Source organism: Streptomyces sp. NPDC041200, from assembly GCF_055591805.1.
Genome location: NZ_JBVIZF010000011.1, coordinates 30,679 through 57,188, shown reverse-complemented (window position 1 = coordinate 57,188; position 26,510 = coordinate 30,679). Strand labels below are relative to the sequence as shown.

At 70.4% G+C, this 26,510-nt stretch carries 31 protein-coding genes and 2 pseudogenes; 16 read left to right on the top strand and 17 right to left on the bottom strand.

Going from position 1 to position 26,510, the window contains the following annotated elements:
- Window positions 1–168: 168 nt before the first annotated feature.
- Together ACZ6CL_RS23995 and ACZ6CL_RS23990 are read right to left on the bottom strand one after the other, a co-directional pair.
- Window positions 169–957 carry an alpha/beta fold hydrolase gene (locus ACZ6CL_RS23995; protein WP_468938550.1) on the bottom strand — a complete coding sequence of 263 codons (789 nt, stop codon included), beginning with the start codon at window positions 955–957 and terminating at the stop codon, window positions 169–171.
- A complete protein-coding gene (locus ACZ6CL_RS23990) occupies window positions 954–1,688 on the bottom strand; it encodes a flavin reductase family protein (RefSeq protein ID WP_468938547.1) in 735 nt (244 codons plus the stop codon). The genes ACZ6CL_RS23995 and ACZ6CL_RS23990 overlap by 4 nt, the downstream gene beginning before the upstream one ends.
- A 504-nt stretch (window positions 1,689–2,192) precedes the next feature.
- Here ACZ6CL_RS23990 and ACZ6CL_RS23985 point away from each other — a divergent pair.
- Window positions 2,193–2,414 (top strand): hypothetical protein, encoded by a 222-nt coding sequence (locus tag ACZ6CL_RS23985; RefSeq protein WP_468938862.1) that lies wholly within the window; start codon window positions 2,193–2,195, stop codon window positions 2,412–2,414.
- Here the strand turns inward: ACZ6CL_RS23985 and ACZ6CL_RS23980 are convergent.
- The gene (locus tag ACZ6CL_RS23980; RefSeq protein ID WP_468938546.1) at window positions 2,366–2,884 is read right to left on the bottom strand and encodes an Lrp/AsnC family transcriptional regulator; all 519 of its coding nucleotides are present in this window, start codon (window positions 2,882–2,884) and stop codon (window positions 2,366–2,368) included. The two genes, ACZ6CL_RS23985 and ACZ6CL_RS23980, sit on opposite strands and share 49 nt — an antisense overlap.
- Before the next feature lie 93 nt (window positions 2,885–2,977).
- Here ACZ6CL_RS23980 and ACZ6CL_RS23975 point away from each other — a divergent pair, with 93 nt between their 5' ends.
- A complete protein-coding gene (locus tag ACZ6CL_RS23975; RefSeq protein ID WP_468938543.1) occupies window positions 2,978–3,451 on the top strand; it encodes a rhodanese-like domain-containing protein in 474 nt (157 codons plus the stop codon).
- 86 nt (window positions 3,452–3,537) lie between these two features.
- On the opposite strand, the gene ACZ6CL_RS23970 is transcribed toward ACZ6CL_RS23975, so the two are convergent.
- The 3 genes from ACZ6CL_RS23970 to ACZ6CL_RS23960 form a co-directional block, all read right to left on the bottom strand.
- Window positions 3,538–4,170: a DJ-1/PfpI family protein gene (locus ACZ6CL_RS23970; RefSeq protein ID WP_468938540.1), complete on the bottom strand. Its 633-nt coding sequence runs from the start codon at window positions 4,168–4,170 to the stop codon at window positions 3,538–3,540.
- Window positions 4,171–4,212: 42 nt separating this feature from the next.
- The gene (locus ACZ6CL_RS23965) at window positions 4,213–5,160 is read right to left on the bottom strand and encodes a GlxA family transcriptional regulator (protein ID WP_468938539.1); all 948 of its coding nucleotides are present in this window, start codon (window positions 5,158–5,160) and stop codon (window positions 4,213–4,215) included.
- A 476-nt stretch (window positions 5,161–5,636) separates the two neighbouring features.
- Window positions 5,637–6,293 carry a hydrolase gene (locus ACZ6CL_RS23960; RefSeq protein WP_468938536.1) on the bottom strand — a complete coding sequence of 219 codons (657 nt, stop codon included), beginning with the start codon at window positions 6,291–6,293 and terminating at the stop codon, window positions 5,637–5,639.
- Window positions 6,294–6,453: 160 nt separating this feature from the next.
- Here ACZ6CL_RS23960 and ACZ6CL_RS23955 point away from each other — a divergent pair, with 160 nt between their 5' ends.
- A complete protein-coding gene (locus tag ACZ6CL_RS23955; RefSeq protein WP_468938534.1) occupies window positions 6,454–6,921 on the top strand; it encodes a MarR family winged helix-turn-helix transcriptional regulator in 468 nt (155 codons plus the stop codon).
- A 14-nt stretch (window positions 6,922–6,935) separates the two neighbouring features.
- Here ACZ6CL_RS23955 and ACZ6CL_RS23950 read toward each other — a convergent pair whose 3' ends face one another.
- On the bottom strand, window positions 6,936–7,349 hold the full coding sequence (locus tag ACZ6CL_RS23950; RefSeq protein WP_468938531.1) for an ATP-binding protein: 414 nt from the start codon (window positions 7,347–7,349) through the stop codon (window positions 6,936–6,938).
- Window positions 7,350–7,468: 119 nt separating this feature from the next.
- On the opposite strand from ACZ6CL_RS23950, the gene ACZ6CL_RS23945 reads away from it, so the two are divergent.
- Window positions 7,469–8,290, top strand: coding sequence for a helix-turn-helix domain-containing protein (locus ACZ6CL_RS23945; protein ID WP_468938528.1), 822 nt, complete (start codon window positions 7,469–7,471; stop codon window positions 8,288–8,290).
- Window positions 8,287–8,529, top strand: a complete 243-nt coding sequence (locus ACZ6CL_RS23940; protein WP_468938526.1) for a DUF397 domain-containing protein — start codon at window positions 8,287–8,289, stop codon at window positions 8,527–8,529. The genes ACZ6CL_RS23945 and ACZ6CL_RS23940 overlap by 4 nt, the downstream gene beginning before the upstream one ends.
- On the opposite strand, the gene ACZ6CL_RS23935 is transcribed toward ACZ6CL_RS23940, so the two are convergent.
- The 3 genes from ACZ6CL_RS23935 to ACZ6CL_RS23925 form a co-directional block, all read right to left on the bottom strand.
- Window positions 8,513–9,721, bottom strand: a complete 1,209-nt coding sequence (locus ACZ6CL_RS23935; protein WP_468938524.1) for a cytochrome P450 — start codon at window positions 9,719–9,721, stop codon at window positions 8,513–8,515. The two genes, ACZ6CL_RS23940 and ACZ6CL_RS23935, sit on opposite strands and share 17 nt — an antisense overlap.
- A gap of 86 nt (window positions 9,722–9,807) precedes the next feature.
- Window positions 9,808–10,257 (bottom strand): hypothetical protein, encoded by a 450-nt coding sequence (locus ACZ6CL_RS23930; RefSeq protein WP_468938522.1) that lies wholly within the window; start codon window positions 10,255–10,257, stop codon window positions 9,808–9,810.
- 52 nt (window positions 10,258–10,309) lie between these two features.
- Window positions 10,310–10,780: a DUF3592 domain-containing protein gene (locus ACZ6CL_RS23925; protein WP_468938520.1), complete on the bottom strand. Its 471-nt coding sequence runs from the start codon at window positions 10,778–10,780 to the stop codon at window positions 10,310–10,312.
- 116 nt (window positions 10,781–10,896) lie between these two features.
- On the opposite strand from ACZ6CL_RS23925, the gene ACZ6CL_RS23920 reads away from it, so the two are divergent.
- From ACZ6CL_RS23920 to ACZ6CL_RS23890, 7 genes and pseudogenes are all read left to right on the top strand, one after another.
- A complete protein-coding gene (locus ACZ6CL_RS23920) occupies window positions 10,897–11,241 on the top strand; it encodes a PadR family transcriptional regulator (RefSeq protein ID WP_468938517.1) in 345 nt (114 codons plus the stop codon).
- Complete coding sequence (locus tag ACZ6CL_RS23915; RefSeq protein ID WP_468938516.1) at window positions 11,241–12,221, top strand: hypothetical protein; 981 nt, start codon at window positions 11,241–11,243, stop codon at window positions 12,219–12,221. The genes ACZ6CL_RS23920 and ACZ6CL_RS23915 overlap by 1 nt, the downstream gene beginning before the upstream one ends.
- 407 nt (window positions 12,222–12,628) lie before the next feature.
- Window positions 12,629–12,829 (top strand): annotated as a pseudogene (locus tag ACZ6CL_RS23910) (inositol monophosphatase family protein); the annotation flags it as partial.
- A gap of 36 nt (window positions 12,830–12,865) precedes the next feature.
- Window positions 12,866–13,509, top strand: a pseudogene (locus tag ACZ6CL_RS23905) (NADPH-dependent F420 reductase).
- On the top strand, window positions 13,434–13,787 hold the full coding sequence (locus tag ACZ6CL_RS23900) for an MmyB family transcriptional regulator (RefSeq protein ID WP_468938846.1): 354 nt from the start codon (window positions 13,434–13,436) through the stop codon (window positions 13,785–13,787). Before ACZ6CL_RS23905 ends, ACZ6CL_RS23900 begins: the two are co-directional and overlap by 76 nt.
- 74 nt (window positions 13,788–13,861) lie before the next feature.
- A complete protein-coding gene (locus ACZ6CL_RS23895; RefSeq protein WP_468938513.1) occupies window positions 13,862–16,264 on the top strand; it encodes a SpoIIE family protein phosphatase in 2,403 nt (800 codons plus the stop codon).
- 131 nt (window positions 16,265–16,395) lie between these two features.
- A complete protein-coding gene (locus ACZ6CL_RS23890) occupies window positions 16,396–17,076 on the top strand; it encodes a polysaccharide lyase family 7 protein (RefSeq protein ID WP_468938511.1) in 681 nt (226 codons plus the stop codon).
- A 194-nt stretch (window positions 17,077–17,270) separates the two neighbouring features.
- Here the strand turns inward: ACZ6CL_RS23890 and ACZ6CL_RS23885 are convergent, their stop codons facing one another.
- From ACZ6CL_RS23885 to ACZ6CL_RS23870, 4 genes are all read right to left on the bottom strand, one after another.
- On the bottom strand, window positions 17,271–18,005 hold the full coding sequence (locus ACZ6CL_RS23885) for an SDR family oxidoreductase (protein WP_468938508.1): 735 nt from the start codon (window positions 18,003–18,005) through the stop codon (window positions 17,271–17,273).
- Window positions 18,006–18,024: 19 nt separating this feature from the next.
- Window positions 18,025–18,441, bottom strand: a complete 417-nt coding sequence (locus tag ACZ6CL_RS23880; protein WP_468938505.1) for a cupin domain-containing protein — start codon at window positions 18,439–18,441, stop codon at window positions 18,025–18,027.
- A gap of 48 nt (window positions 18,442–18,489) precedes the next feature.
- A complete protein-coding gene (locus tag ACZ6CL_RS23875; protein WP_468938502.1) occupies window positions 18,490–19,155 on the bottom strand; it encodes a nitroreductase in 666 nt (221 codons plus the stop codon).
- A gap of 115 nt (window positions 19,156–19,270) precedes the next feature.
- A complete protein-coding gene (locus ACZ6CL_RS23870) occupies window positions 19,271–19,756 on the bottom strand; it encodes a MarR family winged helix-turn-helix transcriptional regulator (protein ID WP_468938501.1) in 486 nt (161 codons plus the stop codon).
- Window positions 19,757–19,827: 71 nt separating this feature from the next.
- Between ACZ6CL_RS23870 and ACZ6CL_RS23865 the strand changes: the two genes are divergently transcribed.
- On the top strand, window positions 19,828–20,307 hold the full coding sequence (locus ACZ6CL_RS23865; protein WP_468938499.1) for a GNAT family N-acetyltransferase: 480 nt from the start codon (window positions 19,828–19,830) through the stop codon (window positions 20,305–20,307).
- A gap of 35 nt (window positions 20,308–20,342) precedes the next feature.
- Here ACZ6CL_RS23865 and ACZ6CL_RS23860 read toward each other — a convergent pair whose 3' ends face one another.
- On the bottom strand, window positions 20,343–21,191 hold the full coding sequence (locus tag ACZ6CL_RS23860; protein ID WP_468938497.1) for an EamA family transporter: 849 nt from the start codon (window positions 21,189–21,191) through the stop codon (window positions 20,343–20,345).
- A 7-nt stretch (window positions 21,192–21,198) separates the two neighbouring features.
- The gene (locus ACZ6CL_RS23855) at window positions 21,199–21,792 is read right to left on the bottom strand and encodes a MarR family winged helix-turn-helix transcriptional regulator (RefSeq protein ID WP_468938494.1); all 594 of its coding nucleotides are present in this window, start codon (window positions 21,790–21,792) and stop codon (window positions 21,199–21,201) included.
- Between the two features lie 99 nt (window positions 21,793–21,891).
- Here ACZ6CL_RS23855 and ACZ6CL_RS23850 point away from each other — a divergent pair, with 99 nt between their 5' ends.
- Together ACZ6CL_RS23850 and ACZ6CL_RS23845 are read left to right on the top strand one after the other, a co-directional pair.
- Window positions 21,892–22,674, top strand: a complete 783-nt coding sequence (locus tag ACZ6CL_RS23850; RefSeq protein ID WP_468938491.1) for an MBL fold metallo-hydrolase — start codon at window positions 21,892–21,894, stop codon at window positions 22,672–22,674.
- Window positions 22,671–23,276 (top strand): DedA family protein, encoded by a 606-nt coding sequence (locus ACZ6CL_RS23845; RefSeq protein WP_468938488.1) that lies wholly within the window; start codon window positions 22,671–22,673, stop codon window positions 23,274–23,276. Before ACZ6CL_RS23850 ends, ACZ6CL_RS23845 begins: the two co-directional genes overlap by 4 nt.
- A gap of 268 nt (window positions 23,277–23,544) precedes the next feature.
- Here the strand turns inward: ACZ6CL_RS23845 and ACZ6CL_RS23840 are convergent, their stop codons facing one another.
- Entirely contained in the window at window positions 23,545–25,182 is a 1,638-nt protein-coding gene (locus ACZ6CL_RS23840; protein WP_468938485.1) for an FAD-dependent oxidoreductase, read from the bottom strand.
- A 159-nt stretch (window positions 25,183–25,341) separates the two neighbouring features.
- On the opposite strand from ACZ6CL_RS23840, the gene ACZ6CL_RS23835 reads away from it, so the two are divergent.
- Window positions 25,342–26,508 (top strand): SchA/CurD-like domain-containing protein, encoded by a 1,167-nt coding sequence (locus ACZ6CL_RS23835; RefSeq protein ID WP_468938482.1) that lies wholly within the window; start codon window positions 25,342–25,344, stop codon window positions 26,506–26,508.
- Window positions 26,509–26,510: the final 2 nt, after the last annotated feature.

Here is a 26,510-nt window from a genome sequence, read left to right as displayed (position 1 = left end):
GGTATAGCTGCTTTGGTTACTTCCTTGCTGCGGACGAATCCACCTGAGGGGCGTCCCGGTTTCCGGCCGGTTCACCCGTTGACTTCTAGTTACACACAGCCGCTCAGGGACGACACGGAAGCTTGCTCTCGATCTTTTGTCCATCTCTGAGGCTGTACGCCTTGCGCACTATTGCTGGAGGTCAACGTCTTCGAGGAAGGCATCGAGATGGGCTGCGACTAGGGCGGGTTGCTCAAAGTGCACCCAATGACCCGCTTGCGCGATCACAGTTGCCTGCGGGGCGCAGAACCGTGGCAGGACCCCATTTGCAACGACATTTTCCGTGACGAACCCGTCATCGCCTCCCCGTAGCACCAGCACGGGGCCAGTAAAGGCGGACGGCTGAGCACCTTGTGCGTGACCGGTGTTCCAGCAGTCGGCAAGGTCGCGTACGACCTCGGGACGCACCCGCCCGCCGACCACCGCGAGGCCATCCAGATCGGCCTCGGTCAGCGCCGTCGACAACTGCCGACGCACGGCACGCTGTGCCTCCAAATCCCCGCCCAGGGCCCGGAAGCACTCGATCGCATCGTCGGGGAGTTGCGTGCCGGCCAGCGGGATCGGGGTCACCAACACGAGTCCGCGTGTCCGGTCGGGGCGGGCCGCGCCGACCAGTTCCACGATGGGGCCCGCCATGCTTTGGCCGACGAGCACCACCGGTTTGTCCAGTGCATCCACGACCGCGCCGACGTCCGACACGAACCGGTCGAGGTCGAAGGGGCCGCTCGCCTCCGTACGGTCGCCGCATCCAGCGAGGTCCAGCTGCACGGCTTCGACGCCTGGGGTGCCCATCTCCGCGATCACGCCGTCCCAGACGTGCTGGTCGTCGAGGAACCCATGGACGAACACCAGCGCGCAGTCGTCGCCGCCGCCGCGTCGGAACCTGATGTCCGTCTCTGCTACCCGCTGCGCCTTCATGGCCGCTTGCCCTCCCCGGGGCTGGTGACGGCGCCGGAGGGTGACCACTCCGCGGTGTCAATGGGTGACCAGTCCGTTGCATGGGCGTCGAGACGGGTCATGCGGCGACCCTGGTGCGCCGCCAGCACGTCGTCGTCGAGCGGCGTCGTGAAGACGTTGTTGACCAGGGTGTACTCAGCGGCGAGCCGGCCGACCACAGGCAGGGCCGCGGTGTCGACGCGTCCACGCTCCAGGTAGAGATCATCCCGGATGTGAAAATTTACGACCCTACCCCAGACGACATTTTCATTCTCGGACCCTACCGGGATAATCCGGTCCACGACGCATTCAAAAGAGATCGGAGAACCCTTGATCCGCGGCGCCTCGATATCCTTGGATGGCTCCTTTTCCAGACCGAGAGCTTCGAACTCATCCTCTTCCGAATCAAATTCGAAGGCAGATCTGTGCATCTGATGCGCCTGAGGGAGTGTCGCAAGATTAGCCACGAATTCCCCGCTTCCCTGGATGTTGACCAGCGTGTCCTTGAGGGTCACGCCGTCCGACCGCGGCTGCAAGCTGATGGAGATCATCGGCGGCTTCCGTCCCACCACGGTGAAAAAGGAGATTGGCGCGACGTTCCCTACACCTTCCCGGGAAACAGTGCTCACCCATGCCACGGCACGAGGCACAATGCTCCCGATCAGCAATTTGTAGGCCGAGGTGGCATTCAACTCACTCGCATCGATGATCACTTGCTTCCTCCACGACATTGAGTGCGCCAGTGGCTGCACGGCGAATACGACCGTCGATAACTGACCACCGCCACTGAAACCTTGGTTGCTATGGCACCGCCTCGACTCCAGCCGCCCCAGTCGAGAAATAACCATACGCATGACACCTATTTCACGCAAGCTGCCGATGCGGGCGGCAGGGTCGCTGGGAGAGCTCGGCCGGAACCCACGGCCCAGGTCAACTTCCCCGACTCCAACTCGTGGATCATGAGCAGGGAGGGCGTCTTCATCCAGGCATGCAACGTCCTGGCCGATGTTGATGAGAAACACCAGGGCATCACCTCCACCGACGTGACAACCACTCCCTCGGAGGCGCTGAACCGCACCACGACGCTCGGCCGTCCCCGACCTGTTCGACCAGCAGGGCTTCTCCCACGCCGAGGCGGAGGAGTTCATCGCCGCGCGCGGCCGCGAGGTGCATACGCACACGCGCGCAGCGCAGGCTCCGGCTCCGGCGCAGAGGAGATGCTGCTGGTGCTCTCGGCGGACGGCAAGGGGATCGTGATGCGCCCTGAGGCGCTGCGCGAGGAGACCAGGCGGGCCACCGCGAAGAAGACCGCGACCGGCGGCGGGCCGTTCCAAACGCGCCTGGCCGGCGGGGAGAAGAACGGGCGCGGCCGACGTCCGCTCGCGTTCGTCTACGGCACCGTGACCGTTGCTGCCATTCGCCTCTGGCTCTGCTCATGACCCGCTGGACAGTCCATGGACACGGCCGCCGTTACCGCCCGGCTTCGTAGCGGGCTGGAGTAGACGACACTCGTCGTGACGGAGCCCAGGGCGGCGATGCGGCCCGTGGTGCGTTCCAGATCCCGCATCGAGCGTGCGACGACCTTGAGGACGAAGCAGTCCTCGCCCGTCACATGATGGGCCTCCACGATCTCCGGAGTGGTGTCGAGCAGGTCGTGAAACGGCTTGTAGTTGCCGGTGGGGTAGCGGAGGCGGACGAAGGCCAGAATGTCCAGCCCCAGGGCCTCGGGGCTTACGACGGTGGAGTAGCCGGAGATGACGCCGCTCTCCTCCAGCCGCCTGACGCGTTCGGTGACGGCACTCGGTGACATGGAGACGCTGCGGGCCAACTCGGCGTAGCTGGCGCGCCCGTCGCGCTGCAGGGCTTCCAGGATGCGTATGTCGGTGGCGTCAAGGGAATCAGCGGCCATAGCCGATTGATACCACGGAGTTCACGGCAAAGGCCGGACAGGGCCGTGGATCGTCGGTTCCGGGGGAAGCGTGGGGAGCATAGCGTCGAGGGCATGACCAAGACCCAGATCAGCAGCGCCCTTCGGGTGCCGCCAGCGGCACCCGCGGAGGCTGCCGCCTTCTTCGCCGCACGCCTCGCCTTCCAGGCAGATGTGTCCGATGTCCATGACTCGTTGGAGTCCGCAAGTCCGGGCTTCGTGATCGTCGACTCACGGGGGGACGCCGCGTGGGCGCAGGGGCATGTGCCGGGTGCGGTGCACCTGCCCACCGCCGAGATCCCGGAGCGCGCCGCGAGCCTGTTGGATCCGGCGGTTCCGATCATCACGTACTGCTGGGGCCCCGGCTGCGACGGTGCGACCCGCGCGGCACTCGCCCTCGCCCGGCTCGGCTACCGCGTCAAGGAGATGATCGGCGGGATCGAGTACTGGATTCGTGAAGGGCTCCCCGTCGAAGGGGCGAACGGCGTCGAGCGGCGGGCGGCCGACCCGTTGACGGCGCCGGTCGGGTCCGCCGACTGCGCTTGCTGAAACAGCCACCCCTCGCTCCGCACACGGACGGCCCGGCCAGCGAATCCACCCTGAGGTCGTTCGCCCGGCCGGGCAACGGACACCCCCTAGCCCGGCGCGCCCGCTTCCTGGCGCATCCGGGCGGTCAGCTCGGCCGGGGCCTTGTGCGGTGAGCCGCAGTCGTACGGCGGCTGGGGGTCGTACTGGAGCATCAGCTGTACGGTCTGCGCGGTGGCGTCCCCGGCGATCCGTCCGGCCAGGGCCAGGCCCATGTCGATCCCGGCCGAGACACCCGCCGCGGTGACGTACTTGCCGTCGAACACATAACGCTCGTCCACGGCCTCCACCCCCAGGGCCCGGAGCCCGTCCATGGTGGTCCAGTGGGTGGTGGCGCGGCGGCCGGTGAGCAGTCCGGCCGAACCGAGGATCAGCGAACCGGTGCACACCGACGTGGTCCAGGTCGTGGTGGCGTCCACCGCCCGCAGCCAGGCGAGCACCTCCGGGTTCTTCTGCTGCTCCTCGGGGAACGGGCCGCCGGGCACCAGCACGACATCCGGCCGCGTCACCTCCTCCAGCGTGGCCTCGGCCACCAGCTGGAGGCTGCCGCTGTCGTTGCGCACCGGGCCGCGGCGTTCGGCCACGAACACCGGTTCGGCGCCGGGCAGTCCGGCCAGGGTGTCGTACGGGCCGACGGCGTCGAGGGCGGTGAAGTGTTCGTAGAGCAGGATCGCGATCTGCACGATGGTGCCTCTCGGTAAGTGGTACGGGGTGATGACGTGGGCTCAGGGATGGAACCGGCGCCGGTACTCGGCGGGGGCCGTGCCCAGGTCGCGGACGAAAGCGCGGCGCATGGCCTCCGGTGTGCCGTAGCCGCAGGCCCGGGAAACCTCTTCGATTCCGTCGTCGGTGTCCTCCAGCAGCCGCCGCGCCCCTTCGAGCCGCACCTGGTCCACGTACCGGCCGGGCGTGACGCCGATCTCGTCCCGGAAGGCGCGGGCGAAGTGGCGGGGTGACAGGTTCGCCCGCTCGGCCAGGACGGACACGGACAGGTCGGCGTCGGGGTGTTCGGCGATGTACTGCTGGATGTCGCGCAGCGGACGGCGCTGTGCGCTCTGCGCCGCGAGCTGGACGCTGAACTGCCGCTGCCCGCCGGGGCGGCGGAGGAAGACGACCAGGAAGCGGGCGACGGTGAGCGCCACATCACGGCCGAGGTCCTCCTCCACGAGGGCGAGCGCGAGGTCGATGCCACTGGTGACCCCGGCGGAGGTGGCCACCGGCCCGTCGCGGATGTAGATGGGCTCCGGGTCCACCTCCACGGCGGGGAACCGCTCGGCCAGCCCCTCCCACAGCGCCCAATGGGTCGTCACCCGGCGTCCGTCCAGCAGCCCGGCGGCGGCCAGCGCGTAGGCACCGGTACACACCGACACCAGCCGCCGCGCCGCCGGGGCGTGCTCCCGCAGCCACGCCACGACCCCCGGATCCATCGCGCGGGTGCCCTCACCGCCCGGCACGATCAGGGTGTGCGGAGCGGGCGCGTCAGCCAGCGCGAGGTCCGGCGTGACCGACAACCCGCTGGAGGTGCGCACCGGTGAGCCGTCCAGGCTGCCCGTCCTGATCTCGTACGCGCCGGGAACCGCACCGGCCGCCCCGGCGAAGACCTCCAGCGGTCCGGTGAAGTCCAGGCTCAGTACGCCGTCGAAGAGGACGATGAGCACGGTGCGCGTTTCCATGTCATCCATGCTGGCGACGGGGAGCGATGGCAGCAATGACGCGTTCCCCACCTTTCCTGCCAACGGCCGCGGCGCGAGATCGCACAGATCGCCTTGGCGTGGCTGCTCAGCAGTCGTCAGTTCGGGACCAGCGGCGCGAATCTGTTCGCGTAGCTCCGCGGCCTCGGGAGTGGTCGCATTGGGTGCGGCTTCGTCGAACAGCTCGGCTGGCCACTGACGTGCGGTGAACCGCCCGTCAGTGGCCTGCTCGGCAGCCGTACGCGGCCATGCCATACCGCGTTCGTCGCCAACTCCGAGAGCACGAGCAGCGCGATCGGGAGAGAAGCCGGGGCCACGCCTCACCCGTGCAGCGCGGGTCTCCCGCCATGCAGGCAGCAGGTCCAGCTTCTGCGCACCACCCCGGCCTTCCTTTTGCCCGCTGGCTCCACCTCGTCCTCGCCGGTCAGCCGCTCGTAGATCCCCGGAACGACGTCATGTCAGGCGCCGCTTCCGGCGCGCTCGGCGAGGAGCTGCGTCTCCCAGGCGAAGGCCACACCGGAGGCGCCGCCGTGCTGCGCCTGGACCTCGACGGCGCCCGGCACGGTCTTCTCACGGGCCCAGTCGCGCTGCCACTCGCCCAACACGGCCTGCCAGGTGATCGGAACCACGCCCGCCTGGATCATGCGGCGCACGGCCATGTCGTGCCCCTCGTTCGAGCCACTGCCCGAGGCGTCGGTGACAACGAAGACCTCGAAGCCCTCGCCCGCCGCCTGTATGGCTGGCATCGCCACACAGACCTCCGTCCAGAGACCAGCGATGATCAGCTTCTTGCGCCCGGTCGCCTTGACGGCATCCACAACGCGCTCGTCCTGCCAGGTGTTGATGAAGGTCCTGTCGATCGGCGTCTGCTCCGGGAACACGTCCCGCAGTCCCTGGATGAGGTAGCCGCCGCGCTCCTCCAGCACGGTCGTCAGGATGGTCGGCACGTCGAACACCTTGGCGGTCTTGGCGAGTCCAACGACGTTGTTCACGACCATCGTCGGTTCGTGGCTGTTCAGGTTGGCGAACTGGAACGGCTGGTGGTCGATCAGTACGAGCACGCTCTCCTCGGGCGTCAGCAGGGCGTCGAGTCCGGCTTTGTTCTCGGTGCTCATGGGATTCCCCTTCTGGAGCTTCACGTCCGTCATTTGGTTGACGTGACAACTAAGCTAGAGGCAAGTAGTTGATACGTCAACTGGCTGCCATGGGGGGCGACTTCGGGGTACGCACCGGGTGGGCGGAAACGCGTCCGAGCCGCGCGGTTACGCTCCCTCCATGAACGCAACGCCTCGCTGGCTGACCTCGGAGCAGCAGGCCGCCTGGGACAGCTTCATCCACATGCAGGAGAAGCTCATCGGACGGCTTTCCCGCCGGATCCAGACCGACTCCGGGATGTCCGCCTCCGACTACCTCGTGCTGGCCAAACTCACCGAAACCAGCGGCGGGCGGATGCGCTTCATGGACCTGGCGAAGCTGGTGGAGTGGGAGAAGAGCCGCATGTCTCACCAGGTCAGGCGGATGACGACGCGCGGACTGGTGGCCAAGGAGGATTGTCCCGACGACGGGCGCGGAGCGTTTATCGTCGCCACCGCGGCGGGCCACAAGGCGATCGAGGACGCCGCGCCCGTGCACGTCGAGCACGTGCGCCGACTGCTCATCGACGCCCTCCCCCCTGAAGACCTCGCCGCGCTCGCCCGGATCTCGAACCGTGTCCTCGCGCATATGGAGAAGCAGCCCGACTGACGACGCCGCCTGCCCTAGAGGCGGACGCGGGCCCAGACGGTCTTGCCGACGGCGCGCGGTCGTACGCCCCACGCCTCGGCGAACCCTTCTACGATCGCCAGCCCGCGCCCACGCTCGGAGTCCGGCGACGCGTCACCGGCCACCGGCAGCCCGTCGCCGGGGTCGGACACCTCGACGCCGACCAACTTCTCTGCGTCGTATGCGATACGCACCTCGTAGTACCTCCCGGGTACGCGGCCATGCCGTACCGCGTTGGTCGCCAGCTCCGACAGCACGAGCATCGCCAACGGGAGGGAGCCGGGCGCTACGCCCCACCCGCGCAGTGCGGCCTCGGCCGCGTGGCGTGCGCGGTGGACGGATGGGGGTACGGGTGTAAACCTCTGCTTCCAGCCATGGCGAGGATTTACGTCGTGACTTTGTGCGTTCATTCCCCCACTGTCGGTGCAGGTGGCTACCTTCACCAGTAACAGAACGTCGACTGCGGCGGACGACAACTCTGGTCGAACGGACGTTGATTGGCGTTGAGCCGCGTTGAGGGGTGGTTGGGATGCCACAGGCCAAGAAGAAGGACACCGCGCCGCCGACCGTGCAGTACTTCGCCGCTGTGCTGCGGATTCTGCGCGAGCACGCGGGGCTGACACAGGACGAGTTGGGCAAGCTGATGAACTACACCGGCTCGGCAGTGAGCGCGGTGGAGACATGTGCGAAGCCGCCCACGGACGAGTTCATCGAAGCGGCCGAGAAGGCACTGGACGCGAGCGGGTTACTGAGGGCGGCCATCGGCTTCCTGCGGCTTGAGCGGTACCCGGAGTTCTTCCAGGGATTCGTACAGCTGGAGCAGGAAGCGCTGAGCATCTCGTCGTACTGCACACAGGTGATCGACGGTCTCCTGCAGACGAAGCCGTATGCCCGCGCGCTGCTCCGGAGCAACTACCCACCGTTCGAGGACGAGGAGCTGGAGCAGCTGGTCGAGGCCCGCCTGGACCGCAAGGCCCTGTTCGACCGCAAGCCGATGGCGCTGGTCCATACCGTGATCGAGGAATCGGCACTGCGGCGAGAGATCGGCGGCCCTGAGGTCATGCGCGCCCAGCTTCAGCACCTCGTGGAGTGCGCGGCTCGTCCCAACGTGACCATCCAGGTCATGCCGCTGAGCCGTGCGGAACACGCGGGCCTCCGCGGCGCGTTTACCGTCCTTGAGACCCCCGACCAAATCACCTTGGTCTACATGGAGAGCCACGGCGAGAGCATGCTGCTCTCCAAGCCCGACAAGGTAAACGAGCTGGTGCGCCGCTATGCCATGATCAGGTCCCAGGCTCTCGGGCCGGAGGATTCCGTACGCTTCATCGAGCAGTTGATGGGTGAGCTATGAGCAGACTCGTGTGGTTCAAGAGCAGCTACAGCGACTCCAGCGGGGGCGACTGTGTCGAGGTCGCCCTCGACTGGCACAAGTCGAGCTACAGCGATTCCGGCGGAGGCCAGTGCGTCGAGGTGGCCCAAACCCCCGCCACCGTCCACGTCCGGGACTCCAAGGTCCCGGACGGGCCGAACCTTCACATACCCGCCGACGCCTGGTCGACCTTCCTGGGCGACCTCACCCGTCCCAGGTAACCGGCAACCTCCGCACGCCGCGCGTGGACACGCCCACCTTCCACTCCACGTCCCGCTCGGTCTCGGCGAACCGCAAACCCGGGAGCCGTTCCAGCAGCGTGCGCAACGCGATCTGCAGCTCCATCCGGGCCAGCGGGGCGCCGAGGCAGTGGTGCGGGCCGTGGCCGAAGCCGAGGTGGGTGGCCTCGCGGCGGCGCAGGTCGATTTGGCCGGAGTCGGTGAAGACGCCCTCGTCGCGGTTGGCCGAGTTGATGGCGACGACGACCGGCTCACCGGCCCGTACGGTCACGCCGCCCATCTCGATGTCTTCGAGCGCGTAGCGCGGCTGCATGCTGCCGGAGCCGAGCGGGGTGAACCGCAGCAGCTCCTCGACCGCCTGCGGGACGAGGGAAAGGTCCGCGCGCAGGGCGGCGAGGTGGTCGGGCTGGGTGAGCAGGACGTAGAGGAAGTTGCCGAGCTGCGTGGCGGTGGTCTCGTGACCGGCGATGAGAATCGCCTCGGACAGCGAGAGAAGCTCGTCCTCGGACAGCCGGTCGTCGTTCTCGCGCGCGGCGACGAGGGAGCTGAGCAGATCCTCCTGCGGGTCGGTGCGGCGCTGTTCGGCGAGACCGGCCATGTAGTCGCGGAGCAGGGTCCGGTAGCCCTTGATCTCCTCCAGCGTGTACTTCGTCGTGGAGAGGAACGCCTCGGACCACAGCCGGAAGTCGGCCCGGTCCTCGAACGGCACGCCCAGCAGCTCGCAGATGACCGTGATCGGCAGCGGCAGGGCGAAGTCCTCGACCAGGTCGGCGGGGGCCCCATCTGCCCGTATCGCGTCGACCAGGTCGTCGGCTATGTGCTGGACGCGTGACCGCAGCCGGTCGATCTGGCGCACGGTGAACGCCTTCGTCACGAGCCGTCGCAACCGGCTGTGCTCCGGCGGGTCGAACGTACTGATCGTGCCGGGGCCGGGCGCGTACGGCCGGACGCGCGGCGCGTCTCGGCCCACGGCGGCCGCCCGGCTGAACCTGGGGTCGCCGAGGACGAGCCGGGCGTCCTCGTAGCGCGTGGCCAGCCACCCCGGTTCGCCGTACGGGAGCTGGACCCAGGCAAGGGGCTCCTCGTGGCGCAACTGTGCGTACAGCGGGGCCAGGTTCAGCTTCTCGGCCGCGAACGGGTAGGTCAGGGGCTCGGCGGGCTGGGCGGACGTCATGCATCCTCCTCGGCGGCCGGGTGGGGGGAGGTCGGCCACCTCGGATCGCATTGTCCACGCGGATCGCCAGGGAGATCATTAGAGATTCACCGCCTGATGCGGGCGCGGCCGCTCTCCAGCTCCTCGCGGGCCACCTCCACGAACGCCTCGCGCCGTTCCCGCTTGACCGGCGACCGCCCCCGCTCGCTGCGCATCAGCGCGTGCAGCTCCTTGGTGTAGTCGTGGGCGGCCTGGGCGGCATCCGTGGAACACACCAGCTCGACCGCCTTCGTCGCCAGCCACAGGTCGTGCAGCTTCACGTCCTCGGGGTCGTCGAGCGTCGGCATGCCGAGCTTTCGGCGGTCAAGGACCAACTCGACCCGCTGGACCGCCTTTAAGAACCCCGATATCGCCTCCTTGCGCTCCGCCCGCGCCACGTCCGCGCGGTGCCGATGGTCGCGCTGCACCTCGACGCGGTTCGCCAGGTGCTGCCCTACGAGGGTCCCCGCCGTCCCGAGCAGAACGCCGATCAGGGCGAGGACCGTGCTGTCCGTCATTCCGTCCACGACACCTAGCTTTGATCATGACCCCGACGCTCCGCCAGACCGCTCAGCGCGACAGCGAGAACAGCGCCCAGATGAAGCTGCCCAGCCCGATCGCCGCGAAGACCGCCCCCATCGCGGTGAAGACCCACCACACGTTGTTGCTCTCCGCCGGGAGCGTCCAGCGGGAGGGATTCGCCGGGTCGTAGCGGACCTCGACCTCGGCACCGATGGCAAAGGTCTTCTCACGGGGGCGGGCCATGTTGAACCTGGTCTCCATGGGCCGGTCGTCGGCCGTGGTCCAGGAGATGACCGGGTAGTACACGAGGGTCCCGTAGCTCCGGACGGTGACTCCGCCTTCCGATCCGTGTCCCTTCAGATGGGTCGGTTCGAGGTCGGTCACCACACCCTGCGCGCTCATGCCCGACCGCAGCAGAGCCCCACGCTGCCGGATTTGGCGGTACATCACCACACCGAGGACGGTTCCGGTCAGGGTGAAGACCAGCGAGAGGATCCAGGGCACGAGCGAATCGGACATAAAACCTGTTTCAATCGGCAGCGGCAAACAGCGGCGACCCTACCTGCGGCACTCCCGGGTGCACTACTCTGAAATCAAACTAGTCACGGATCGCGAGTAATCCGCCGGGAGGGGAGATGGCACCAACGGATCCCTCGGCCGGATGGCTGCGCGGAACCTTGCAGTTGAGCGTGGCCGCAGTGCTGGCCGAAGCCGACCGGCACGGATACGCGCTGGTGCAACGGCTCGCTGAGCACGGCCTGGGGGCGGTGCGCGGAGGAGCGCTGTACCCGGTTCTCGGCCGGATGGAAACCGACGGCCTGGTCGCATCGCGCTGGGAGCCGGGCGAGGGCGGACCGGAACGCAAGGTCTACCGGCTCACCGACACCGGACGCGCCCAACTGCGAGACGAGATCGCGCAGTGGCAGGAGTTTTCCGCTGCGATGAACCGGCTCATGAAGCAAACCCAGCAGGAGTTGTGATGAGCGAAACCGCTGACACGTGGGATTTACGGACCCGGCTCGCTCTCGCCGAGCGGTCCGTGGGAGAGGACGTGTCCGACAGCGTGTTGGCGGAAGTGGCCGCCCACTGCGCGGAGAGCGGGGAACACCCGGAGGAGGCCTTCGGCACGCCGGAGGACTTCGCCGAGACCGTGGCGAGCGAGCGGCTTCCCGCCGGAAGCGACCCCGACGCGTGGACGACCGCTGACTACGCCGTCGCCGTGACCGCCCAGTTGGGCTTGATGACCTTCGGGGCCGGGGCGTATGAACTGGTCACCAACGGCCTCATGGCCGATCTCACCACCGCCGCCCTCCTCGGTTGCACCGCCATTGCCGCCGGCGTAGCCGTCCTGTACGGCGCGCAGTTCGCCTTGCACGCCGGGTCCCGCATCCGCGCGGCCGGTTGCGGGCTGGCCACCGTCGTCGCCGTCGTCCTCGCCGCTTTCGCGCTCATGGAGGCGCCCCATACCGTGATCGCACACGTGCCCACCCCCGCCATCTGCGCGGTGGGCATCCTGCTCCCCGCGTGGGCGCTGTTCTACAACCCGCCGACCGCCCCCGCGCAGGGGCCGCTGTCGTCAGAAGCGTGGCTGCGCAAGCTGCCGCAGCTGCTGGAAGGACGCTACGCGGTTCCCCGGGCACGCGCGGCCGAACTCACCCGGGAAGCGAGGCGGCACGTCACAGAAACCGGGTGTGAGCCCGAGGAGGAGTTCGGGCCCGTGACGACATACGCGCGACAGCTCTCCAAGGCGGAAGAGCCCCGACAGCACTGGTGGCAGCGGGACGAGGTGCGATCCGCTGCCGGGACCGCGTTCTTCGGCATGTACCTGGTGAACAACCTGCACGGCCATGGAGCGGTGTGGCAGACAGTGGTGGCCGCGATCTGTGCGTACACCAGCGCGTCGTCGCTCATCGGCCACCTGCGCCGGAACGTCAAGCCTGATCGACGGGCCGCAGCCTGAGCCGCCCACGGCGTAACGTCGAACCCCTACGGCCGGTTCTTCCATCCGGTCAGGCCGCGCGGTACCGGGGAGCGAATTCTTCCTCGATGAACCGTTCGATGGAGGTCACGTCGCCCGCACGCACAGCGTTCGCGATCACATCCACGGCTTCGCGCATGCTCACGTCGCGTTCCCCTTGCAGCTCCAGGACCTCCGTACCGCGCCACGTCCCGGTGGCGAGTTCCTTCCTTGGCGTTCTGTCCGGGTACCGAGAAGCTTTCGGTAACCGTCCGGCACGCTAGGCACCCGGCGAACCGGGCGAGTAGGAGCGCTACACCCACCACGTCAGGGCGCGGGTGGCGGGGTGAACAGGGCCCGGAGGGTGCCGGTGGCCGTTTCGCGCAGCCAGGTGTGGGCCGGGTCGTTGTGTCGCCGCTGGACGCATGGACGCCTTCTGGCAGTTCTCCGACGTCCGCTCCGGCCTCGTCGCAGGCGCCCTGCTGGTCACCGAGGCCGGAGGCACCGTCACCGACCTGGACGGCAAGCCCTGGAGTGCGGCCAGCCGCGACTTCCTGGCCGCCGCCCCGCACATCCACGCCGCCGCGCTCGACGTCCTGTCGTCGATCTGACCGCCCCACCCCCCAACTCCCAAGGAGCACCACACCGTGACCAGCATCGGCATCCTGGGCACCGGCCGCGTCGGCACCAACCTCGCGCGCGCCCTCAGCGCGGCGGGACACCACGTCACCCTCGGCCGCCGCGAGAACGGCGACGGCACGGGCACGCCGCCCGAGGAGGGAACCGCGATCCGCTACGCCGACCACGCCACCACCGCCCGCAGCGCGGACATCGTGATCAACGCCCCCCCGGCGACAGCACCCTGGACCGGCTCACCGCCCTGCGGGCCGAACTCGCGGACAAGGTCCTCATCGATGTCTCCAACGCCACCCACGACGCCGCCGACGGCCTGCCCGGCGACCTGTGCTACCCCGGCAGCAGCCTCGCCGAACAGCTCCAGGCCGCCCTGCCCGACACCCACGTCGTCAAGACCCTCAACACCATGCTGTTCATGGTCATGACCGCCCCCGGAACGCTGACCACCCCGCCCACCGCCTACCTCTCCGGGAACGACGAGCAGGCCAAGAAGACCGTCACCGCCCTCCTCGGCGACCTCGGCTGGCAGCCCGCCTGGATCGAGGACCTCGGCGACATCACCACCGCCCGCGCCACCGAATCCATGATCCTCGTCGTCCCCCACGTCATGCGCCGCAACGGCTTCACCCCCTTCGCCGTCTCCCTCGCCCGCTGACCCCGAAAACGCCCCGTCCTGGGGACAACTACGCCCGCCTGGTCTTCCTCGCCCCCGGAGCACCGGCATTCTTCACCGAGTGGCCCGAACTCGCCCGCTGCGTGGTGGCGGCCCTGCGCGCACAGGTCGGCGCCGAAGCGGGGGCGGCCCGCCTGACACCGCTGGTGGAGGAGCTGTCCACGCACAGCGATGTCTTCAGAACCACCCGGGGCGAGCACCGGATCTGGGCCTTCCACCCGGCGGACGACGCGACCTCGAACGCCCTGCTCCGGCTGTGATGTGACCGGGCCCGTGCCGCTCGTTTGAACGGCCCTGGCGGGAGGCGCATGCTCGGTAAGGAGGAGATGGGCGCATGAACGCCGAAGGTTCCGGGACCGCTGTGATCACGGTCGATGAGTTCGGCATCGTCACGGGCTGGAACCGCGGTGCCGAACGGGCGCTGGGGCATGCCGCCGGGGACGTCGTGGGGCGGCGGGCCGGGGAGTTGCTCGCGGTGGAGGGCGGGGCGGCGTTCTGGGACGGGGCGGTGGAGCGGGACGACTGGGCGGGGTGGCTTTCGGCGCGGCGCGCCGATGGGCAGCGGATGCGGGTGCGGGCGGCGGGGCACCGGGTGATGGACCGGGACGCGCGGGGACAGTGGGTGCTGATGGCGCCGATCGACGAGGACACCGCGCCCCTGCCCCGGCGGCAGGAAGTGGAGCGGGCGGTCGTGGACTGGTTGTTCTCCCGCTCCCCGGTGGCCGTGACCATGTACGACACGGACCTGCGGTGCATCCGGCAGAACGCCGCCATGACCCGGTTGGCCGGGATCTCGGAGGCCGACCGCAAGGGGCTGCGGCTGCCGCAGGTGTTGTCGGGGCCGGACGCGGCGGCGTGGGAGCGGCGGCTGCGTCAGGTGCTGGAGACGGGCGAGACCGTGTTCAGCGGGGAGATGCGGGGGCGGCTGCCCTCGAACCCGGACCAGGACCGCGTCCTCCAGGCCACGGCCTCCGCCCTGCGGGGCGCGGACGGGCAGACGCTCGGGCTCTGCACGACGGTCGCCGACGTCACCCCGCAGATCCGGTCCCGGGAGCGGCTGATGCTGCTGAACGAGGCGAGCACCCGGATCGGCAGCACCCTGGACGTGATGCGCACCGCGCGGGAACTCGCCGACGCGGTGGTGCCACGGCTCGCCGACTGGACCACCGTCGATCTGCTGGAGACGCTGCTCAGGGGCGATGAGCCCGGTCCGTTCACCGGGGTGGTGGCGCTGCGCCGGGCGGCGAACCAGTCGATCATCCAGGGGGCGCCCGAGGCGGTGCGGCAGCCGGGCGAGGTGGACTTCTACCCGCCGTACACGCCCGCGGTGCGCTGCATGGCCACGGGCCGGTCGGCCCGGCACCGGGTCACGGACCGGGACATGCGGGACTGGCTGGAGCGCGATCCGGCGCGGGCGGAGAAGTTCCGGGAGTACGGGTTCCAGTCGATCATGGGGGTGCCGGTCCGGGCACGCGGGATGACCCTGGGCATCGCCATGTTCTACCGGCGGACCAAGGATCCGTTCACGGAGGACGATCAGCTGCTGGCCGAGGAGCTGGTGGTCCGGGCCGCCCTCTGTCTGGACAACGCGCGCCGCTTCGACCGCGAGCGCACCGCCGCGCTCAGCCTCCAGCAGAGCCTGCTGCCGCAGGGGACGCCCGCGCAGGCGGCGGTGGAGACCGCGTCCCGTTATCTGCCCGCGGGGGGCCGGTCGGGGCTGGCGGGCGACTGGTTCGATGTGATCCCGCTGTCCGGGGCGCGGGTCGCCCTGGTGGTGGGCGATGTGGTCGGCCATGGCATCAGCGCGGCGGCCACCATGGGACGGCTGCGCACGGCGGTCCGCACGCTCGCGGATGTCGATCTGCCACCGGACGAGCTGCTGACGCATCTGGACGATGTGGTGATCCGGCTCGCGGCGGAGTCGGAGACGGGAAGCACCCCCGGTGATCCCGCCATCCTGGGCGCGACCTGCACGTACGCGGTCTACGATCCGGTCTCGCGGACGTGTTCGCTGGCCCGGGCCGGGCATCCGCCGCCCGCCGTGGTCACCCCGGACGGCGAGGCGCGGCTGCTCGACCTGCCCGCCGGTCCCCCGCTCGGCCTCGGCGATCTGCCGTTCGAGGCGGTGGAGGTGGAGCTGCCCCCGGGCAGTCTGCTGGCGCTCTACACCGACGGACTGCTCGGCCTCCGCGAACGGGAACGCGAACTGGACGGCGCGCTGGCGGCGTTGTGCCAGACGCTCAGCGACCGTGCGCCCACCCTCGACGCGCTGTGCGACCGCGTGCTCGGCGATCTGCTGCCGGACCACCCGGCCGACGACGCCGCGCTGCTCGTCGCCCGCACCCAGGCCCTGGGCACGGACCGGTACGCCGTACGGGACCTGGCGGCCGACCCGGTGACCGTCTCGTCCGCCCGCGCGTGGGCGACGCGCCGCCTCGACGCCTGGGGGCTGGGCGACGCGTCGTACATCACGGAGCTGGTGGTGAGCGAGCTGGTCACCAACGCCATCCGGCACGCGGAGGGCCCCCTCCAGCTGCGGCTGATCCGCGACCGGACGCTGATCTGCGAGGTGTCCGACGCCAGCAGCACCGCGCCCCATATGCGCCGGGCCCGCCTCTCCGACGAGGGCGGCCGGGGTCTGCTGCTGGTCGCCCAGCTCACCCAGCGGTGGGGGACGCGGCACACCCGCACGGGCAAGACGATCTGGTGTGAGCAGCCGGTCGGGTCACCCATGTGAACGATGCCCGCGAAAGCCACAAAACTCGTTCATTGATATGGACACGTCACCGAGCCTGCCCTACCTTGACTCTTGGTCTAGACCATGATCCGTAACGCCAACAGAACCACTGGACTGGAGGAGGTGGGCACATGCCCGGGTTACGCACGCGGGTCAGAGTGGGCGTCGCCACCGGCGCGCTCATGGCCGCGCTGACGGGGACCACCACCGCGCACGGCGCGGAGGCGGCGGCCGATCCGACCGACGGCTGGACGGAGAAGACGTACTCGTACAGCATGCAGAAGCCGTACGACCTGGATCTCAGCGACCGCTACAGCTACAACTCCGGTACCAAGACCCACACCATGTGGGTGAACGCCACCGACAAGCCCTTCGAAGAAGGCAGTTCGACCAATCCGCGCACCGAGATGCGCTGGAAGAACGACTACACCTCGGGCAAGCGGATGTGGGACGCCGATGTGTACATCCCGTCCGGCACCAACGGCGCGGACATCATGCAGATCCTGCGCACCAAGCGCCCGTCCGGGACCCCGGCCACCGACATCATGTTCCGGGCGTCCAGCGCGAACGGCGGCACGCTCAAGCGCTACACGAACGAGACCATCAAGACCGGGATCTACAACACCTGGTGGAACCTCAAGGTCGCCCACGACGCGAGCGCCGGAACGATCCAGGTCTACGCCGACGACAAGCTCGTCCTGACCGCCGACGACCGCGGCGAGGCCACCCGCTACTTCAAGAACGGCGTCTACCACCACGGTTCGGGCAAGGCAGAGGCCCGCTTCCGCAACGTGCGCTACTGGACGAAGTAGGGGGAGGACGACGACGTTCAACGACACGGACGGCAGCGCGGGACCGTACTTCATGCTGGCCGACGAGCGCGACGGCCGCCGCCGGGGCGGCAACGGCCCGGCCACGGTGGGCGGAGCCCGCGGCCCGCCCGCAGCCGGGGGTACGGCCCGCGTCCAACGTGGTGCGCCTGACGACGGGCCAGGCGCCCAGCGGCTCAGGCGGTTAGCCAGTCGGTGTAGTGGGTGGGGGCGAGGCGGGCGCCGCCCTTGGTGGTGAGGACGTCGCCGCGGATGGCGGCGAACATGCCGGCGGTGTCGTCGAGGACGACGGTACGGCCGTCGGAACGGGCGTCGAGGGTGACCCGGCCGAGTTCGTCGAGGGTGAAGACATCGGGCCCGCCGATGTCGCGGGTGCCGTTCAGCGGGGCGCCGACGGCGACTTCGGTGACGGCGTCGGCGACGTCCTGCGCGGCGATCGGCTGGATCGGCGTGGCGGGCAGGCGGACGGTGTCGCCCTCGGCGGTCCAGGACATGACCGCGTCGATGAACTCCATGAACTGCGTGGCGCGGACGATCGAATACGGGACCGGCCCGGCCTTGAGGATGTCTTCCTGGAGGACCTTGGCGCGGTAGTAGTCCAGGTCGGGTACCTGTTCCGCGCCGACGATCGAGAGGATGACGAGGTGCCGCACCCCGCCCTTCTGGGCGGCGGCCAGGAGGTTGTCCATCGAGGTCTGGAAGAAGGCCGCGGAGGCGTCGTCGAAGGTCGGGGAATTCGTCAGGTTGACGACGGCGTCGGCACCGGCCACCGCCTGCGCCAGGCCCTTTCCGGTGACGATGTCGACCCCGGTGGAGGGCGAACACACCACGGCCTCATGACCGGCGGCGTTCAGATTTCGCACGACCTTCGATCCGATGAGGCCGGTACCGCCGATAACTGCGATCTTCATGGTCACCTTCGTTTCTGGGTCAGGCGGGGCGCGGAGCGCGTCGGTCCGTGCGCTGGGCCAGTTCCTCGTCGTCGACCAGGGTCAGCATGGGCTGGCCCGGCGCGCACAGCATCGTCACGAGAAAACGGCTCCAGGAGTCTGTTCGGTTGTTCCCGTCCTGGTAGTGGATGACGTCGCCGCCCGGCTCCCAGAAGGTCTCCCCGGCCCTGATCACCCGCTCGGGCTCACCTTCCAGCTCGAAGAGCATTTCCCCTTCGAGCATGTATCCGAACGCGGGCCCGGAATGCCGGTGCGGTGGGGTGCCGGGGTCACCCGGGGGATATTCGACGAGGACGGTCATCACCTCGGACCCCTCCGGAATGAACGGCGGCGTTGCTGTCTGCAGCGTGGTCAGCGCCGTCTTCCACGCTTCGAATCGTGGCTTTTCACTCGGCATGGGTCATAAGTAAAGACCGGAGCGGCCTCCTGGCCGTGACGACCCGCGCTAATTCCCGACGAACGTGACCGTCTCGCCGAGCGGCGCCCGGCCCGTGCGGACGTCATCCACCGTGGCGTCCTCGAATCCGATCGACATGCCGCAGAAGAGCATCAGCTCATCCGGGGGTGACAGCACCTCCGCGACGGTCCGGTGGAATTTCGCCCACGCCATTTGCGGGCAGCTGTGCAGCCCTTCGGCGCGGAGCAGCAGCATGACAGTCTGGAGATACATGCCGGCGTCGGACCACTGGGCCGAGCCCAGGTCGCGGTCGATGTAGCAGAACAGGGCGGCGGGCGCGCCGAAGCAGTCCCAGTTCGCGGAGGCGGCCCGCTGGCGCGCCTCGATGTCCTCGCGCGGAATGCCGAGCGCGCCGTAGCGCTGCTCGCCGAAGGCGGACCGGCGTTCGCGGTACGGGGATTTCAGTGCGGGCGGATACTGCGTGTACTCCGGCTCGTCCCAGGGGTCGCCCATGGCCAGCCGCTCGCCCGCGCGCTTCTTCAGCTCGGCCAGCGGCCCGCCGGTCACCACGTAGGCGTGCCACGGCTGGAGGTTCGACCCGGACGGCGCCCACGCGGCGGCGGACAGCACGCGCTCCAGCGCCTCCCTGGGGACGGGCCGGTCGGTGAATCCGCGCACCGCTCGTCGGGTGGTCACCGCCTCATAGACGTCCACGATCGCCCGCCTCCCAGCCGTTCGGCATCCATCAAGCTTCGTCACACTCGAAATAGTATCACTCGATACCATCGCGCGTGAGACTGCTGCCCGATGCGGGAACGGGCGTGCTCGCCTATGCCTCGTCGTCGGCGGGATGGGCGAACCGGGTCAGCAGATCCGTCAGCTGGGCGGACTCGCCGGGCTCCAGGTCGGCGATCAGCCGCCCGGCCAGCGGCTCCGCCGCCACATGGGCCGCGTCGAACAGCTCGACGCCCTGCGGCGTGATCTCCACCGCCCGCACCCGCCGGTCCCCCGGGACAGCCTTGCGGACGGCCAGCCCCTTGCGCTCCAGGTCGTCCACGATCCGCATGACGCCCGCCTTGTCCGCGCCCGTGGCCGTCGCCAAGTCCCGCTGCACGGTGGGCCCTTGGTTGACCAGCACGATCAGCACGGCGAAGTGCCGCAGCTCGATGCCGAACGGTCGCAGCGCCTCCGCCATCACCGCGGCCACGCGCGCGTGCGCGCGGCGCAGCAGCAGGCCGAGGGCGAAGGGCGACTCATCCCCGGGACGGTCGGTCGCCCGCGAGACGGTGCTGTTACGGGGAGAGTCCTTGGTCATTTTCGTGACGGTAGCACTGGAAACCAGCCGTGACGGGCTGGGGCGACGGCCCTCGGTGCAGACTTGAGGACATGAGCGGACCCAGGGTGCGGCTGCGTGCGGTGAACCGGGACGACCTCGCGGTCTTCTTCGACTACCACCGGGACGCGGAGGCCAGCCGGATGGCGGCCTTCACCGCCGAGGATCCCGACGACCGGGGCGCCTTCGACGAGCGCTGGGACCGGATCCTCGGCGACGACAGCGTGGTGAAGCGGACGGTGCTGTACGACGGGCGGGTGGCCGGGAACGTGCTGGGTTTCGCGCAGTACGGCGATCCGTCCGTCGGCTACTGGATCGGGCGCGAGCACTGGGGCAAGGGGATCGCCACGCGCGCGCTGACCGCGTTCCTGGAGGAGGTGCCGCTGCGCCCGCTGTACGCCCGGGTCGCGGCCGACAACGCGGGCTCGCTGCGGGTGCTGGAGAAGTGCGGGTTCCGGGTGGCCCGGGAAGAGCGGGCGTTCGCGGCGGCGCGGGGGCGGGAGATCGGCGAGCTGGTGCTGATCCTGGGGTGAGGGCTCGCGGTGAGTGCCTGGGGTGAGTGCGGCCGTTATCCCAGGGCGATGAGCCCGAGCGCCGCCCCCGCACCCAGCAGCCCGGCCGCCTGGGCCCGGGTGATCCGCTCCCGCAGCACCGTCAGCGCCAGCAGCACCGGCACCGCCGGATAGAGCGCGGAGAGCACGACGGCGACCGACAGCAGCTCCTGCCGGGTGGCCAGCAGATAGAGGACGGTGGCGAGCGTACCGAGCGCCCCCGCCCCGGCCGCGGTGGCGGCGGCCCGTCTCGGCAGCCGTACGGACGCCCCCACCGCCGGGAGCAGCGCCAGGATGACGGCCACCGACACCACACGGCTGACCACCACCGGCCACCATCCGCTGTCGGCGGGAACGCGGCCGAGCGCGAAGAAGTGCACGGCGAGCCCGAGCCCCGCGACGAGGGCGATGGCGAGGGACGCGGTGCGGCGGCGGCCGCCGTCGCCTCGTACGCCGGGGTCGGCGCGGGAGATCAGCCAGAGGGCCGGGAGGGCCAGGGCCATGCCGGTCAGGGCCAGGGGCGAGGGGCGGTCGCCCAGGAGGGCTATACCGGCGGCCACCGGGATGCCGACCGCCGTGATGTCGCTGACCGGGACGACCACGCTCATCGGGCCCGTGTTCATCGCCCAGTACAGGCAGGCCACCCCCACCCCCGTGCCCACCCCCGACAGCGCGCCCCAGGCCAGGGCCGAGGGCGGGGCCGGGGCGGCGTGGGTGAGGACGACGGGGACCAGGCTCACCGCCGTCCCGCCCGTCTGGGCGCGGGCGGCGACGGTCACGCCGTGGTGGCGGCGGGAGACCAGACCGCTGAGGAAGTGGGTGGTGCCGAAGCACAGCGCGGAGGTGAGGGCGAGCAGTTCCCCCATGGCGGGATCACTCCTCGGCGGCCGAGGCCGCGCGCTCGGCGGCCGCCGCCCGGTCCGCGGCGCCGACCGGGCAGGCGGCGCCCTGGTGGACGCAGGCGGCCCGGTCGCACATGCGGCACATCCGGTCGGCCGCGCCGCAGCCCTGGTAGAGGCCGTCGAGCAGCTTGGCCAGCAGTCGGCCGAGGTCGCGGACCTCGGTGCGGTCCAGGCCGTTCAGCACCCCGGCAAGGTGGGAGGTGCGGGCGGTCAGCAGGTGTTCGGCGGTGCGGCGCCCGTGGGAGGTGGGGTGGACGCCGGTCCAGTTGCCGACCGTACGCCGCCGCTCGACCAGGCCGGACCGCTCCAGGCCGTCGACCATCCGCACCGCCGCGGACTGGGTCAGCCCCACCCGGCGGCCCAGTTCGGTCACGCTCACGCCGGGGTCGGCGTGCAGGACGATCAGGGCGGCGGCCGCGCTCATGCTGAGGCGGGAGGCGGCGGCCGGGGCGGTGAGCAGGTCGTCCGTGACGGCCAGCGCGGCGGCGCCGAGCAGGTTCGCCACGCGTTCGATGTCGGGTTCGGCGTCGGGCTCGGTTCCGGTTTTCTCTTCAGAGGTATGCATGAGTCATGCATACCCTGCTTCGGGTGACTGCAATCAGGGGCCGCCGGAGTGAGAGGATCGGACCGGACGGTGTGGTACGTGCGCGACGGGAGGCACCGCGTGTCGGTGGAGATCACCTGGTGGGGGCATGCCACCGCGACCGTGCGGGACTCCGGCGTACGGGTCCTGACCGATCCCCTCTTCGTACGCCGCCTCGCCCATCTGCGCCGCCGCCGCGGGCCCGTGCCGCCGCCGGACGCGGCGGTGGCGGACGTCGCGCTCGTCTCGCACCTGCACGCCGACCATCTGCACCTCGGTTCGCTGGCCCGGCTGTGGCCCGGCACCCGGCTGATCGTGCCGTACGGCGCCGGGCGGGCCGTGCCGGGGCTGCGGCGGGTGGCCGCGGCGGGTGACCTGCGGGTCACGGAGGTGCGACCGGGCGACGAGGTGTCGGTCGGCGACGTACGGATCCGGGCCGTGCCCGCCGCCCACGACGGCCGCCGCCTGCCGTTCGGGCCGCACCGGGCGCCCGCGCTCGGGTACGTGCTGCGCGGCGAGGCCACCACGTACTTCGCGGGCGACACCGGGCTGTTCGACGCGATGGCGGACGCGGTCGGCCCGTGCGACGTGGCGCTGCTGCCGGTCGGCGGCTGGGGACCGTACCTGGGCCACGGCCACCTCGACGCGGGCCGCGCGGCCGAGGCGCTGGCCCGGCTGGGGGCGCGCAGCGCGGTGCCGGTGCACTACGGGACGTACTGGCCGATCGGCCTGGACGCCGTGCGGCCGCACGAGTTCCACGCGCCCGGGGACGACTTCGTCCGGCACGCGGGGCGGCTGGCCCCCGACGCCTCGGTGCACCGGCTGCGGCACGGGGAGTGCGTGCGGCTGGAGCCCGCCAGGTGATAGGCGAACTGGCGCGTCTGCCGGCCGAGTCCACCCAGCAGGCGGTGGGCTATCCGTCGCTGTTCCTGCTGGTGGTGCTGGGGTCGCTGGTGCCGGTGGTGCCGACCGGGGCGGTGGTCAGCTCTGCGGCGGTGGTGGCGGTCCACCAGTCCTCGCCGTTCTCGCTGCTGTTCAGCTTCTGCGTGGCCGCGCTGGCCGCGTTCCTCGGGGACCTCGCGCTGTACTGGCTGGGGCGGCGCGGCGTGCGGTCCAGAGGCGGCTCGCGGTGGCTGGAGCGCATCCACGACCACGCGGCGCCGGAGCGGCTGGACCAGGCGCGGACGAAGCTCACCGAGCACGGGGTGGCGGTGCTGGTGCTGTCCCGGCTGGTCCCGGCGGGCCGTATCCCGGTGATGCTGGCCTGTCTGCTGGCCAGCTGGCCGCTGCGGAGGTTCGCCCGGGGCGCGGCCCCGGCGGCGCTGGCCTGGGCCGGGACGTACCAGCTGATCGGCCTGCTCGGCGGCTCGCTCTTCCGCGAGCCGTGGCAGGGGGTGGTGGCGGCGGTGCTCCTCACCGTGGCGGTGAGCCTGGCCCCGGGCGCGTGGCGCCGCGTACGGCGCTGATTTGCGGGGGCTCCGCCCCGCACCCCCGCTCCTCAAGCGCCGGAGGGGCTGGTTGTGGTGCACATGCGCCCTCGGCCGCGGGTCCGGGGGGCCGGGGCGGGATGGTTTTGATGCAGATCCGCCCCCGGCCGCGGGTCCAGGGGCACTGGACGAGCTGGACTTGATGCGGATCGCCCTGGCCCGGGGGCAGTGGGCGGCACCGATGTGGTGCGGAGCCGCCCCGGACCCCGGGGGCCTCGTGGGCGTGCCCCCGGAACCGGCCGGGGCTTCAGGCGCCGAGGCGCAGGACCTCCCGCAACACCTCCGTCAGCAGGGCGTACGGGTCGGACGCCGCGCGTTCCGCGCGCCAGGCCACGAAGCCGTCCGGGCGGACGAGGACCGCGCCGTCGGGGGCCGTGCCGTGGAGTTCGGACCAGTCGGTGCCCGGCTCGGGGGCCAGTTCGTGGTCCGGTTCGGTGCCGACGCGGTAGCAGTCGAGGGGGACGCCGAGGGCGTCGGCGGCGCGGCGGCCCGCCTCGTGCCAGGCGGCGCCGCCCGGGCCGGTGAGCAGCACGCAGGTGCGCTCGTACAGGTCGAGGGTGGAGAGCCGGACCCCGCAGCGGTGGACCCACATGTGGGGGGCGCGGCCGCCGGGTTCGGCGGAGATCTCGAAGCGGTCGGGGACGGCGGAGCCCGAGGGGTCGGCGCCCAGGACCGCGCCGTTCACGTAGCGGTAGCCCATGGCGACGGCCATGACGTTGCTCTGCGGGCCCGCGGTGGGCGGCGCCGAGTAGCCGGGGTGGCTGTGCTCGGCCGAGCGGGAGGCGGCGCGGGCGCTGGTGGCCTGGGCGACGGGCTGCCGCTCGGTGCCGTACGTCTCCAGCAGCCCGGGCCCGGCCCAGCCGCCGAGGACGGCGGCCAGCTTCCAGGCCAGGTTGTGGGCGTCCTGGATGCCGGTGTTGGAACCGAAGGCTCCGGTGGGGGACATCTCGTGGGCGGAGTCCCCGGCGAGGAAGACGCGGCCGAAGCCGTAGCTGTCGGCCACCCGCTCGGCCGCGTGCCAGGGCGCCTTTCCGGTGATCTCGACCTCCAGGTCCGGCATGCCGACCGCGGTGCGGATGTGCTGGGCGCAGCGCTCGTCGGTGAACTCCTCCAGGGTTTCGCCGCGCTCGGGGTGCCAGGGGGCGTGGAAGACCCACTGCTCCTGGTTGTCGACGGGCAGGAGCGCCCCGTCGGCCTCGGGGTTGGTGAGGTAGCAGGCGATGAAGCGGCGGTCGCCGACCACGTCGGCGAGCCGCTTGGCGCGGAAGGTGATGGACACGTTGTGGAACAGCTCGCCGTGTCCGCTCTGGCCGATGCCGAGCGCCTCGCGCACCGGGCTGCGGGGGCCGTCGGCGGCGATGAGGTAGTCGGCGCGGACGGTGGAGCGGGTCTCGGTGCGGCGGTCCAGGATGACGGCGGTGACCCCGTCGGCGTCCTGCTCGAAGGAGAGCAGCTCGGTGCCGAAGCGGAGGTCGCCGCCGAGGTCCTGGGCGGCTTTCACTAGGACCGGTTCGAGGTCGTTCTGGCTGCACAGGCACCAGGCGGAGGGGCTGATGCGGGCGGCCTTGCCGCCCGGGTCGATGTCCCTGAAGAGCCAGTTGTGCTCGGCTCCGGCGAGCGACGGGGTCTGCATAATGCCGTGGTTGTCGGCCAGGACGGCCGCCGCCTCGCGGATCGCGGACTCCACTCCGGCGGTGCGGTACAGCTCCATCGTGCGGATGTTGTTCCCGCGCCCGCGCGGGTGGTGGGAGGTCCGCGGATGCTTCTCGACGAGCAGGTGGCCGATCTCCAGACGGCCCAGGAACAGTGAGGCGGACAGGCCCACCAGGGAGCCGCCCGCGATGAGGACGGGCACGCGTGTCGCAGTGTCGGCAAGACGATTCATCTTGCTGCTATGCCCGGTGTTTCCAGCCCCGTTCGAGGCTCTGACCAGGCGTTCCCTCAGATGGCTCACAAATCTCGCGCCATACGTGGGAGCGCTCCACGATCGGTCTGACGGGCGGCGCATCCAAGGAAGGACGCATCCCCCTAGAAGGAGTGGAATATGAGCACCCTGCCCCAGACTCCACAGCCCACCACGACACCAACCATGACCACGCGGTCCTCGCAGTCCTCACTGGCGGATTCGCGGCTGCGCGTGGTGCTGCTGCTGGATGTGCGCAGCGGTGCCGAGGAGCGTTTTCTGCGCGCGTATGACGAGCTGTGCCAGCAGGTGGCCTCGGTTCCGGGGCATCTCAGCGACCAGTTGTGCCAGTCGATCGAGGACCCCTCCAAGTGGCTGATCACCAGTGAGTGGGAGAGCGCGCCGCCATTCCTCGCCTGGGTGGACAGCGAGGCGCACCGGGAGATGGTCAAGCCCATGCACGGCTGCGTGGAGGACACCCGGTCGCTGCGGTTCGGCATCCTGCGGGAGACCGACAAGCGGGGCCGTGGGACGACGGCCGCCCGGGGACGGCTGCAGGCCGCGCCGCGGATCGGCGACGGACTGGTCCGGCACGGCCTGACGTTCACCGTGAAGCCCGGTTCGGAGAAGGACGTGGCGGCGATCCTGGCCGACTACGCCCCGATGGAGACGCGGGTGGACGACACCACGCGGCTGTGCCGGACGTCGCTGTTCATGACCGGCAACCGGGTGGTCCGGGCCGTCGAGGTGAAGGGCGACCTGGTGGCGGCGCTGCGCCATGTGTCCCGGCAGCCCGAGGTCCGTGCGGTGGAGGCGGCCGTCAACCCGTATCTGGAGGAGCCGCGCGACCTGGACGACCCGGACGCGGCGCGGGAGTTCTTCTACCGGGCCGCGCTTCCCGTGGTGCACCACCTGACGGCGGTCAACGGGGCCAATGGCGGCGCGCCCGCGGGGCCGCTGCGGCGGCACGCCCTCAGCTACCCGGTCCGGGAGGGGTCCGGCACGGCCGTGGCCCGGCTGCTGGCCCGCCAGGACGAACTGGCGATGAACAGCGGCACGGCGCCCCTGGTGAGCAGCACGATCTTCCAGCACGAGGACCTCGTCGTCCGGATGGTGGACATGCGGGCCCCGCTGGACCAGGACCCCGCGCTGGCGGTGGGAGTCGGCGGCAAGCGTGCCGCGGCCGTGCTGGCCCGCCTCGTCGAACGCGGCCAGGACCGGGATCTGTCCCACGAGGACGGGCTGCGGCGCTTCCTCGCGGACTGCGACATGGAGCCGGTCACCGACCGCCGGGCGGCGGACTACTGACG